Below are 13,402 nucleotides of genomic sequence, written 5' to 3'. Positions count from 1 at the left end.
TGACGCTACCCCATCATTAGGATTTGACGTTACGACATTTGAAATATTCGGTCCGCTTTTAAACGGCGCTTCTTTATATGTAAGTGACCAGGAAACCTATCTCGACTCTGATGTTCTGGAAACATTTATACAGCAAAACGGCATTACGACACTGTGGCTGACATCGTCTCTGTTCAACCATTTATCAGAACAAAATGAACACGTGTTTTCCGGATTATCCCGATTGATTATCGGCGGGGAAGCACTGTCCCCGAGCCATGTAAACCGGGTTCGGAATGCGCTGCCGCATCTCTCAGTATGGAATGGATACGGACCGACTGAAAACACGACGTTCTCGACTTGCTTTTTGATTGAACAATCATACGATCATTCAATCCCGATCGGCCGCCCTGTCGGAAATTCAACCGCATATATCATAAACAGCAGGGGAACACCGCAGCCGATCGGCGTCATCGGCGAATTATGCACTGGAGGAGACGGTGTGGCAAGAGGATACTTCGGCCGCCCTGAGCTGACGGAAGAAAAATTCGTCCCAAATCCTTTTGTTCCAGGAGAACGGATGTACCGCACCGGAGATTTAGCCCGCTGGCTGCCGGACGGAACGATCGAATATGCCGGGCGGATGGATGATCAAGTGAAAATCCGCGGTTATCGGGTCGAGCTGGGAGAGATTGAAGCCGCACTGAGGAGCCTGGACGGCGTGAAAGAAGCTGCCGTGTCAGTCAGAACCGGGCAGTCCGGCAATAAAGAACTGATCGCATATATGAGTCTGCAGGCGGACATGGATACAGAAAAAGTGCGTTCTTCACTGTCTAAGCAACTGCCGAATTACATGGTTCCGGCCTATATGATGGAACTTGAGAAGCTGCCGCTTACGCCGAACGGTAAATTGGATCGGAAAAATCTGCCCGAACCGCAGCTCGCGCTTCAAACCGCGTACACAGCTCCCCGCAATGAGCTTGAAGAACAGCTTTCCGTGATCTGGCAGGAAGTGCTCGGCACAAAACAAGTCGGGATTGAGGACTCATTTTTTGAGTTGGGCGGCGATTCAATCAAAGCGCTGCAAGTTGCCGCACGGCTCGGACGCTATGGGCGGAAAATGACGGCAAGTGACTTATTCCGGCATCCGTCCATTAAGGAACTCGCGCCTCTTATCCGGAAAGCGGAAAGAGTCATCGATCAGCGGCCGGTGGAAGGAGACATACCTTGGACACCCATTCAGCACTGGTTTTTATCACAGCGGATGGAAAACAGAAATCATTTCAATCAGTCCGTCATGATGTTCAGCTCTGACGCATTGCATAAACAGCCGCTCAAACAAGCTTTGGAGCATCTTGTCATTCATCATGATGCACTCCGGATCACCGTCAGTTCAGAAAACGAAAGTATCAGACAAATCAATCACGGTATTCAAAAAGATGAACTGTACAGCTTGGACATTTGGGATCTGTCTGAGACAGATACTTGGGAAAGAGAAATAGAAGATGAAGTTACTGCGCTCCAACAGCGGATGGATATTGAAAAAGGGCCGTTATTAAAAGCCGGCTGGTTCAAAACCCGGTCAGGGGATTATTTATTCATCACCGTACATCACCTGGCGGTTGACGGAGTGTCATGGCGTATTCTGCTGGAGGATTTATCTGCCGCTTACACACAAGCCGTAAAAGGTCAGCCGGTCCAGCTTCCGCCAAAGACCGATTCGTTTAAGCAATACGCCGTAAGGCTTTCAGAATACGCAAAAAGCAGCAAGCTGATGCGTGAAGAAGAATATTGGCGTTTTATTGAAGAGGAAACAGCCGCCGAACTTCCTTATGAAAAACCGCAGTATCAGACGGGAGCCGACAGCATTCGGCAAACGGTAAGCTTTACGCTTACAGAAGAAGAAACGTCCGTTTTGCTTCAGCAGGTCAACCGGGCCTACCATACCGATACGCAAGATATTCTTCTGACTGCCGCAGCTTTGGCTTTACGGGACTGGACAGGGGGCGGCAGACTGCGCATCGCGATGGAAGGGCACGGGAGAGAGCACATCATGCCGGAGCTCGACATCAGCCGCACCGTAGGCTGGTTTACCTCCATGTACCCGGTGCTCATTGACTTGAACACAGCAGGCGCTGAGCTTGGAACGGCTGTAAAAACGGTCAAAGACACACTCGGAAGAATACCGGATAAAGGAATAGGCTACGGCATTTTAAAATACATGACACCATCTGAACAAAAAACAATCCGCTTCAGACAAGCGCCTGAAATCAGCTTTAACTATTTAGGGCAATTCAATGATACAGAAGATCAGCACACATTCAGTTTATCCGGTCTTGCGAGCGGGCACGACATCACGCCGACATGGCAGCGGGAACAAGCGGTGGAAATGAGCGCGATGGCTGCACAACATAAACTGCACTTCAGTTTGAGCTATCCGCCGAGCCGCTTCCGCAAAGAAACGATGGAACATCTGCTGCAAACTTTACAGCAATATTTGCGTGATATTATGGCGCACTGCACAGGCAAAGAGGAAGCAGAAAAAACCGTTAGTGATTTTAGCAGCAAAACGTTAACATCTGATGATTTGGACAGCATAGCGAGTTTTGTCGAGGAACTGTAGAAAAAGGCGACGGGGAGATTATAACATGACAAAAAAGAATGCAATTCAGGATATTTATCCGCTGTCTTATATGCAGGAAGGAATGCTTTTTCATTCCCTCCTGCAAAAGGAATCACAGGCTTACGCCGAGCAGGCCTCCTTTTCAATAACGGGGAAGGTTGACACCCGCGTGTTTGAAGAGAGCGTTCATGCCCTTTTCGAAAGACATGATATTTTCAGAACGATCTTTATCAGCCAGAACGTGTCAGTGCCGCAGCAGGTCGTATTAAAAGAGCGGAACGTCAGCATTATTGAGGAAAATCTCACTAATTTAAATAAGGCTGATCAAATCAAGTATATCGAAGAAGCCAAACGAAGAGACCGTGAGAAAGGGTTTCATCTGCAAAAAGACATGCTGATGCGGGTGACGCTGCTTCAAACCGGAGAATGTGAATATACGTGCATATGGAGTTTCCATCACATCATTATGGATGGCTGGTGTCTCGGAATCGTGCTGAAAGAGTTCTTCCAGATATACGCCTCGCGGCTCCGCCGGACACCGTTAACGCTTGAGCCCGCTGTGCCGTACGGGACCTACATCAAGTGGCTGATGGAGCAAGATAAAGAAAAAGCCGCTTCGTACTGGGAGCGGTATCTTGAAGGCTTTGAGCAGCAGACTGTACTGCCGAAGCAGAAAAAAGCCGGTAAAAGCAGACAAGAGGAAGTGACGTTTTCCTTTTCAAAAGAGGACACGGCTAAGCTGAAAGAGCTGGCCGTAAAAGAAGAGGTCACGCTGAGCACCATTTTCCACACGCTCTGGGGCATTTTGCTTCAGGCGTATAACCAGACAGAAGATGCGGTTTTTGGTTCTGTCATTTCCGGAAGGCCGTCTGAAATCGAAGGCATCGAGCGAATGATCGGCCTGTTCATTAATACCGTGCCTGTCCGGATCAGCGGGGCGGACATCCCGTTTCAAAAGCTGATCAAAAACGTGCAAAAGGACGCTTTGAAAGGACAGGCTTACAGCTATCATCCGCTTTATGACATACAGGCGAATTCACAGGTAAAACAAGGCTTAATTGACCACATTCTTGTCTTTGAGAATTATCCGGTTGAACAGGAGCTTGATGTGCTGAACAGCAAGGGGGACACGAAAGACCTTTTTCACATCCATGATTTCAGCATGGAAGACGAAACCAATTACAGTTTTTACCTGATGGTGGCGCCGGGTGACGAGATTCACTTGAAAATGAGATTCGATTCAAGCGTGTATGACCGCCAATTTATCGAAAATATCAAAGGCCATTTGGCACACATCGTCTCCCAAGTTCTCGACAAACCGGACATCACGCCGGACAAGCTTGAAATCATCACTCCTGAGGAAAAAGAGCAGCTGCTTGCTCCGATTTCTGAAGAAACTGAAATGCCTGAGTATGACACGATTCATGCGATGTTTGAACGGCAGGCCGCACAAACGCCGGATCAAATCGCGATCCGGTATGAAGGCGGGTCAGTGACGTACAAAGAGCTGAATGAATCGGCTAATAAGCTGGCCCGTCTGCTGCAAAAACGCGGATTAAAGCGGGAGGAGCCGGTAGGCGTCATGCTCGGCCGTTCCCCTTCTTTAGCGGCGGCTGTTCTCGGTATTTTAAAAGCGGGCGGCGCCTTTGTCCCGATAGATCCGGGCAGTCCAAAGGAGCGTATCCGATATGTCATTGAAAACAGCGGCTGCGTCCATGTTGTAACAGAGCGGCATCAGTCAGTCCCCGCGGAACAAACGCTGCAAGTTACATACATAGAAGAGGCCGGGACGGAAGCGGACGGAAGCAATGTGCAATCCATTAATACGGCGGACGACCTCCTTTATATGATTTATACATCCGGTACGACAGGGAAACCGAAGGGCGTGCTGCTCGAACATAAAAATATGGCCAACCTGCTTTCTCACCAATTGACGAACACAGACATTGATTTTTGCACAAATGTGCTGCAGTACGCATCTTTGGCGTTTGACGTCTGCTATCAGGAGTTATTTTCAGTACTCTTGAGCGGCGGCACCCTCTGTATCGTGCCGGAATCAATCAAACGGGATGTTTCTCAGCTGTTTTCGTTTATTGATCAGCACAACACGGAAGTGGTGTTTTTCCCGACTGCGTTTGTCAAGATGCTTTTCAATGAAGAAGGTTATGCACAGTCTTTTCCCCGCTGTGTGAAGCATGTCATTACGGCCGGGGAGCAGCTGACCGTTTCGCGTTTGTTCAGGCAGACGCTCCGTTTACACGGTATGCATCTGCATAATCATTACGGCCCGTCAGAAACTCATGTGGTTTCAACGTATACGATTTCTGCGGGAGATGACATACCTGAACATCCGCCGATCGGGAAACCGATCCATCATAACAAGATGTATATTCTCAGCAAAAACAGGCAGCTTCAGCCTCACGGAATTGCGGGAGAATTGTATATTTCCGGGGCGAATACAGGAAGAGGCTATGTGAACAATCCGGCGCTGACCGAAGAGAAATTTTTGCCCGATCCGTTCAGAAAGGGCGCCGTCATGTACCGGACCGGAGATTTGGCAAGACTGCGTGCGGACGGCCAAATTGAATACATCGGCCGGACAGATGATCAAGTGAAGATCAGAGGGTACCGGATTGAACCGAAGGAAATTGAAACCGTCCTGGCAAATCATCATGCCGTGAAAGAAGCTGCCGTTCTGATTCAAACGAATGAGTCGGGCGAAAATGAATTATGCGCTTACTGCAGCGTCTCACAAGCGACTGATCCTTCTCAGCTGCGAAGAGATTTGGCTAAAGAGCTGCCTGATTATATGATTCCGGTCAAATGGGCTTTCGTTGACTCGATTCCGCTCACTGCGAACGGAAAAGTCGATCAGCGGGCCCTTCCGGAAGCTTCGGCGTACGCAGCGGGCCGTCGATATACAGCTCCCCGGAATGTGACCGAGCTGAAGCTTACCCGCATATGGGAAGAAGTGCTTCAAACCGGCCCGATCGGCGTTCACGATCACTTTTTCGAGCTTGGCGGCCATTCATTAAAGGCGACGGCACTCGTTGCAAAAATAGCTAAAGAGTGCAGTGTGCAAATCCCGCTGAGCGATGTCTTCAGCCATCCGACTGTAGGAGAACTCGCCAAAATCATCAGTGAAACAGAAGAACCCGTTCGCATCCATAGAAAAGACAGAAACGAAAGAAACATATCCTGTCTCATCCGCCCAAAAACGGATGTATGTCCTTCACCAGCTTGAAAATGGCGGTGTCAGCTATAACATTCCAGCCGTTTTAGAGGTGAAGGGGCCATTTGACCGAGACAGGATGGAAGCCGTGTTCAAGGAATTGATCCGGCGGCATGAACCGCTCAGAACGTCCTTTGAAGAAAAAAACGGCCTGCCCGTGCAGAGAATTCATGACGAAGTGCCGTTTGCATTTACAAAAGAACAATCAGCCGAAGCGTTTATCCGGCCGTTCGATCTCGGCAAAGCGCCCCTTTTCCGGGCGGGATTTGTCCAAATAGAAAAAGATCGGCATCTGCTTTTAGCTGACATGCATCATATTATTTCAGACGGCGTATCCGTCAATCTTTTGATACGTGAATTCAGTGAGCTGTATGCTGAGAGAAGTCTGCCGCCGTTACGGATTCAATACAAAGATTATGCCGTCTGGCAGCAATCATTTATGGCGGGCGCCGCATATCGGAAACAAGAGGAGTACTGGCTGAACCGGCTTGCCGGTGAGATTCCCGTGCTTGAATTGCCGGCTGATAAGCCGCGTCCCCCGGTGCGGAGCTTTTCCGGAGACCGGGTGTCATTTGTCATCAATGAAAAACATACAGCACAGTTGAAAAAGCTAGCGAAAGAAAACAAATGCACACTGTATATGACGCTGCTTGGTGTGTACACGGTTCTGTTAGCCCGTTTAAGCGGACAGGAAGATATGATTGTCGGGTCTCCGATTGCAGGGAGGCCTCATGCCGACCTTGACGCCGTTCTGGGCATGTTTGTCAATACGCTTGCTTTCAGGACGCGTCCCGACGGAAGCATGACATTCAAAGAATATTTAAAGGAAATTCGCCAAACAGCGCTTGAGGCTTACGAACATCAGGATTACCCGTTAGAAGAGCTCGTCGATAAGCTCGGTGTGCCGCGGGACATGTCCCGAAATCCGCTGTTTGACACAACATTTGCGCTGCAAAATATGGAACAGCAGAAGCTTAGGGCAGCCGGACTTGAACTGCAGCCGGCAGACGTCAGCCTGCCGATTTCTAAATTTGACTTATCGCTGTACATCTCTGAAAACGCCGGTGAATTGTACTGCCAGTTTGAATACAGCACCGATTTGTTTAAGAGAAAAACGATTCAAAAATGGGCGGGATTTTTTACGACACTTGCCGAAAACGCCGCGGCTGATCCGGGCTTGGAATTAGACGATATATCTGTTTTGACAGAAAAAGAAGAAGCGTCTCTGCTTCAAGATTTCAGCCCCTTGCAGAAAACAGCGTTTCCGCTTCATCAGCCTCTTCATGATCTGCTGGAACAGCAGGCGGAAAAAACGCCGGACCGTCCGGCGATTTTAACTGATGACATTTCGATTACGTATCAGGAACTGAACGAAAGGGCAAACGAGCTTGCGCATCAGCTGATCAAGCGGGGGATAAGGCTGGAGGATAAAACTGCCATTATGGGCCGGCGTTCTCCTGACATGCTGATCGGCATTTACGCTGTCTTAAAAGCAGGCGGTGCATATCTGCCGATTGATCCGGATTACCCCAAAGAGCGGATTCGCTTTTTACTGAAAGACAGCGGCGTGAAATTCTTACTGGCAGAACCAGAACTTTTGGCTGCAGATCTTTTTGAGGGAGAAATGATCTCTCTGAAAAGCGGACAAACAGGAAACCCTGAAGCTGCGGCCAACCCCAATGTTCCGGTAAAACCTGATTCATTGGCTTATATCATCTATACATCCGGTTCTACGGGACGCCCAAAAGGCGTGCAGGTTGAACATCAGTCAGCCGTAAACTTTTTATACTCGCTGCAAACGCGTTATGGATTAAAGGATTCCGACACCATTTTGCATAAAACATCATACTCTTTCGATGCTTCGATTTGGGAGCTGTTTTGGTGGCCGATCGCGGGAGCTTCTGTTTTTCTCCTTCCGCAAGGCGGCGAGAAAGACCCTGAAATGATACTGAACGCATTGGAGAAAAACCGCATAACGGCAGCTCATTTTGTGCCATCCATGCTTCATGCTTTCTTGGAATATATAAATTCCAGAAAACAGCCGATCAAAAAGACCTGCTTAAAAAGGGTTTTTGCCGGGGGCGAACAATTGGGCCCGCACTTGGTTTCCCGTTTTTATGACCTTCTGCCGGGAACGGAATTGACAAATTCCTACGGTCCGACGGAAGCGACGGTAGAAGCGGCGTACTTCGATTTGCCGCAAGGAAAGGAATTTCACAATGTTCCGATCGGCAGTTCCGGACATAACATGCGGCTGTATATTTTAAATCAAAAGAAACAGCTTCTGCCGCCGGGCTGTATCGGAGAGCTGTACATCGCGGGGACAGGGGTGGCCCGCGGCTATCTGAACCGGCCTGAGCTGACGGAGGAGCGTTTTCTCGATGATCCGTTTTATCCGGGAGAACGCATGTATCAGACGGGAGATATCGCACGCTGGACAGAAGACGGCCTTGTCGAATGGCTCGGCCGTTCAGACGGACAGGTGAAAGTCCGCGGCTACCGGATTGAACCGGGAGAAATCGAAGCGGCGATCCGGCGCATCGACGGCATTCGTGAGGCGGCGGTCACCGCCCGGACCGAACACGGCGAAACCGCGCTTTACGCCTATATTGAAGGACGAAAAAGCGATGACGTGCGGGCGGAGCTTGCGACACGCCTTCCGGCCTACATGATGCCGGCTCAGTTCATAAAGATGACCGAGTGGCCGGTCACGCCGAGCGGAAAACTTGACCGCCGCGCGCTGCCGGCTCCCGGCGGAGCGGCAGACAGACAGGCGTACACCGCCCCGCGGAACGTCACGGAAATGAAGCTTTGCGCCCTTTGGGAAGAGGTGCTGAAAAACGGCCCCGTCGGCATCCGGGATCACTTTTTTGAGCGGGGCGGCCATTCGTTAAAAGCGACGGCTCTTGTCTCCCGCATCGCCAAAGAGTTCGGTGTTCAGGTGCCGTTACAGGACATCTTCGCCCGGCCGACGGTGGAAGAGCTCGCTTCGGTTATTCAGGACTTGGAAGAGAGCCCGTATGAAGCGATTCAGCCTGCGCAAAAACAGGACACCTACCCGGTGTCTTCGGCGCAGAAACGGATGTATGTGCTCCAACAGCTTGAAGACGGCGGTGTCGGCTACAATATGCCGGCTGTGCTGGAACTGACGGGCCCGCTTGACCGCGGCCGGCTGGAGGAGACGTTCCGGCAGCTTGTGGAGCGGCATGAGTCGCTCAGAACGTCCTTTGAAACGGGGCCTGACGGTGAACCGGTGCAGCGCATCCATGACAGCGTACCGTTTCAGCTGGATGAGGCCGAGTCAGCTGACGCATTCGTCCGGCCGTTTTGTCTGGAGGAAGCGCCGCTCTTCCGTGCGGCCCTCGTGAAAGAATCAGACGAACGTCATCTTTTATTAACGGATATGCATCATATTATTTCTGACGGTGTGTCCGTCAACACCTTGATTAAAGAATTCGGCGAGCTGTACGCAGGCCGTTCGCTTGCGCCGATGCGCCTTCAATATAAAGACTATGCCGTCTGGCAGCGGTCGTTTCAGGAGAAAGAAGGATATCAGAAGCAGGAAGCGTATTGGCTGAAGCGGCTAGAAGGAGAGCTTCCGGTGCTTGAGCTTCCGGCTGACAAGCCCCGTCCGGCTGTCAGAAGCTTTGCGGGCGGCAGCGTATCGTGCACGCTTGACGCTGAAACGGCATCCGGCCTTCACCGCATCGCACGCGATCACGGCTCCACTTTGTATATGGTGCTTCTCGCCGCGTACAATACGTTACTCGCGCGATTGAGCGGGCAGGAAGACATCATCGTAGGCTCGCCGATTGCCGGGCGTCCGCACAAAGACCTTGAACCGATTCTCGGCATGTTCGTCAACACGCTGGCCATCAGAACGGAGCCGAAAGGAGACAAACGGTTTACCGATTACTTGGCGGAAGTCCGCCAGGCGGCGCTTGAAGCGTATGAGCATCAGGACTACCCGTTTGAAGAGCTTGTGGAACGGCTCGGCGTGCAGCGGGACATGAGCCGCAATCCGCTGTTTGACGCCATGCTTGTCGTTCAGAATATGGAGCATGAGGAACTGCTGTTGGACGGTTTGCATATTCAGAATGCGGACGTGTCCCGTCCGGTTTCCAAATTTGATGTCACTTTGCAGGCTTCTGAAGGCGGGGGACAGATTCATTTTCTGTTTGAATATGCGGCGTCATTATTCCGGAAAGAAACGATGCAGCGCTGGGCTTCCCACTTTATGACGATGCTTGAACACATTGTCCGTGAACCGGAAACTTCTATACAAGCGATCAGCATGCTGACTGCTCCGGAACGGAACCGGATTCTTTCGGACTTTAACGGCATGGCGGATCAACAGCTGCCTGAAAAAACAGTTCATGAACTGTTCATCACCCAGGCGCGAAAAACACCGGATGCGGCAGCCCTTATCAGCGGGGAAACTTTAATCACATATAAAGAATTAGATGAATGGTCGAATAAAATCGCCAGAGCTCTGCAAAAACGGCAGATCGGACCGGATGCCGCCGTCGGCATTGTGATACCAAGATCACCGGAACAAGTCGCCGCAGTCTTCGGGGTTTGGAAAGCCGGGGGCGCCTACGTCCCGATAGATCCTGAATACCCGGAGGAACGCAAGCGATATATCATCTCAGACAGCGGCACAGCGCTTCTCCTTACCGTACACGGCGCAATAGATCAAGTGCCTGATCATTTTAAAGGTGAAGTGCTCGCACTGGAGGATATCCAAGAACAAGACGCATCACCGGTTCAGTCATTATCAGCACCGGAAGATTTGGCTTACATCATTTACACGTCCGGGACGACAGGCAGGCCGAAAGGGGTTATGGTCGAACATCGTTCCGTCAGCCAAACCCTTCAATGGCGGAGCGGATTTTATGATCTGAATGAGAAAGATACGATTCTTCAGCTCTTTTCATTTTCATTTGACGGTTTTGTAACAAGCATGTTCACACCGCTGATTTCCGGTGCGAAAGCGGCCGTTTTAGCTGAAGATGAAGCGAAAGATATTCTTGCTATTAAACACTATCTTGCATCTTACCGCATCACTCACATGATCATTGTTCCCGTGCTGTATCGCACACTGCTTGACGTACTGGAGCCGGGTGATGCCGAGTCTCTCCGGATTGTCACATTAGCGGGAGAAGCCGTCGACCAAAACGTTATCAGCCGCAGTTTATCAGTTTGTCCACACACTGAGCTTGCCAATGAGTACGGACCGACGGAAAACAGCGTCGCCACTACAGCGGCAAGACATATAGAACAAAGTGAGAACATCACGATCGGCCGTCCGATTGAGCATTCACACGTTTATATTTTAAACGGAGATCACCCGCAGCCGATCGGTGTAACGGGAGAACTTTGCATTTCGGGTTCCGGCCTTGCAAGAGGGTACCGCAATCTTCCTAAGCAAACGGCTCAAGCCTTTGTCCAAGACCCGTTCCGGAAGAACCGGCGCATGTACCGCACGGGCGACTTGGCAAAATGGCTGCCGGACGGCACGCTGCAATATATCGGCCGAATGGACGAGCAAGTCAAAATCAGAGGCTACCGGGTGGAACTGAAAGAAATTGAATCCGCCTTAACAGGCATAAAAGGTGTCAAAGAAGCAGCCGTCACCGCTCTGCCCGCATCAGCAGGCCAAACGGAACTATGCGCTTATATCGTGACAGAAGAAGGAACAGAAAGTGAAACCGTGCAGCAGGCGCTCAGAAATGAAATGCCCGCTTATATGGTGCCGGCGTTCTTTGAAACACTTGAAGCCCTGCCTGTCACACCGAACGGGAAGCTTGACCGCCGCGCGCTTCCTGAGCCGCAGAAAAAAGCGCACACCGGACGGGCATTTACCGAGCCTGAAAGCGACATGGAAAAAGAGCTTTCCGCGATTTGGAGCGAAGTGCTCGGGACTGAAAATATTGCCGCGGATCAATCATTTTTTGAACTGGGCGGCGATTCCATCAAAGCCCTGCAAGTATCAGCCCGATTACATCAGGCAGGAAAACAAATCGCCGTAAAAGATATTTTCAGCCGGCCGACAATTAGAGAGCTGGCGCCTTATGTCCGTACAGAGCGGCAGCCGGTCAGCCAAGCTCCTGCAGAAGGAGAAGTGAAGTGGTCGCCGGTCCACAAATGGTTCTTCACACAAGACATGAAGGAAGCAAACCATTTTAACCAGTCCGTCATGCTGACGAGAACAAATTCAATAGATGAAGAGGCCCTGAGGAAAACGTTAAAAGCCATTACCGTTCATCATGATTCCTTGCGCCTTGTCTGCAAAAAAGACGAAGAGAAAGGTCTTCTCCTCTTCAACAGACCGGCTGACCTCGCAGATGAACAGCTTTACAGCCTGACCATTTTAGAAACGGAAGGCGATGAGCATGAGAAGGAACGTTTTGTAAAACGCCGCGTCGCAGAGCTTCAGAGAAACATGGATTTAGAGAACGGGCCGCTGGTACAGGCGGGGCTGTTCCGCTCTGAAGCAGAAGATTACTTGTTTCTGACGGTCCATCATCTCGCTGTCGACGGGATATCATGGCGGATTTTATTGGAAGACTTGGCTTCTGCTTATGAACAGGCCATCTCTGGACAGGAAATCAAACTCCCTCCGAAAACCATGTCATTCAAAACATATACGGAGCAGCTGGCCGATTATGCCGAAAGTAAACAGCTTCTTCAGCAGGCGGAGTATTGGCGGGAGATTGAACACTATGAAACAGAAAGTCTTCCTTACGAACAGGCAGATTTATCTCAAACTCCTGCAAAAAAACGGAACACGGTATCCTTCACTCTGACAGAAAGTGAAACGGACGCCCTGTTGAAAGATGTACACAGCGCCTACAATACGGATACGCAAGATGTGCTTTTGGCTTCCGCCGTGCTTGCCATTCAAAAGTGGTCGCCGCGGCACGCTTTGAAAATCGCCCTTGAAGGACACGGACGCCAATCGGAGCAGGCAGGTGCGGACATCAGCAGGACAGTGGGGTGGTTCACTTCCATTTACCCGGTGCTTTTCCGGAGCGGAGCTTATGAACCTCTTGAAGAATATGAAATTCGCACATTGAAAACCGTCAAAGACACATTGCGGCGCATTCCGGATAAAGGGAACGGATACGGCGTCCTCAAATATTTAACACCGCCGAAGCTTGCCGGGATGACTTTCGGGAAAGCACCGGAGATCAGCTTTAATTATCTCGGACAATTCGATGCGCCCGGCGGGAACCCGGCAGAAACGGAACAGCCTGACGCGTTTCAGTTTTCTCCTTTGGGAGGCGGAGATGATGTGACAGATACATGGAAACGGGAGCAGTCACTTGAAATCAGCGCGATTGCGGCAAAAGGCCGGATGACCGTCAGCATTTCCTATGAAACGGAGCGCTTCCGGCAAGATACGATCGAACGGCTGTCCGAAAGCTGCCGATATTATCTCCTGAAACTGTCGGAACACTGCCTCGGCAAAACCGATACGGAGAAGACCGTCAGTGACTTTGATGATCGGGAGCTGACTGAGGAAGCATTGCAGGATATTGCCGACTTACTCAGCTTCCACTAAA

The 13,402-nt window shown here is 50.6% G+C and carries 2 pseudogenes; both read left to right on the top strand.

Annotation, left to right across the window (positions count from 1 at the left end):
- Positions 1-13: 13 nt before the first annotated feature.
- A pseudogene (locus tag NYE38_RS09580) lies at positions 14-2,602 on the top strand (condensation domain-containing protein); the annotation flags it as partial.
- Positions 2,603-2,627: 25 nt separating this feature from the next.
- Positions 2,628-13,401, top strand: a pseudogene (locus NYE38_RS09575) (amino acid adenylation domain-containing protein).
- Position 13,402 lies beyond the last annotated feature (1 nt).

The sequence above is a fragment of the Bacillus sp. EU63 genome (assembly GCF_038592915.1).
In the GTDB taxonomy this organism is placed as follows: Bacteria; Bacillota; Bacilli; order Bacillales; family Bacillaceae; genus Bacillus; species Bacillus velezensis.
The sequence above is the reverse complement of the archived record's forward strand: the minus strand, read 5'-3'. Positions and strand labels throughout refer to the sequence as shown.